Here is a 258-nt window from a genome sequence, read left to right on the forward strand (position 1 = left end):
CGCCAGGGCGATGACCTGTGGTTCAATATTGTGAAATGGACGTTATTCACCATGATACAAGCTGAAGAGCTGGGAGTATCCTCACACAATGTGGACGACATGAAGGCATCTAATGACCCCGACATTCTCCGTCTAATCGGTTTGTCAGGGCCTAAAGGCAAAGGACTTGGCCTGAATGACGACTGGAGTTACCAGGTCATCAAACAAGTGGGTAACTACGGCGAGAGCTTTGAACGCACGGTAGGCATGCGTTCCTCA

1 pseudogene is annotated in these 258 nt (G+C 50.0%); it reads left to right on the plus strand.

Annotated elements, in window-relative coordinates:
• A pseudogene (locus AKJ31_RS22380) lies at nucleotides 1–258 on the plus strand (amino acid ABC transporter substrate-binding protein); the annotation flags it as partial.

Origin of the sequence: Vibrio hepatarius (assembly GCF_001274785.1) — a bacterium.
GTDB lineage: Bacteria > Pseudomonadota > Gammaproteobacteria > Enterobacterales > Vibrionaceae > Vibrio > Vibrio hepatarius.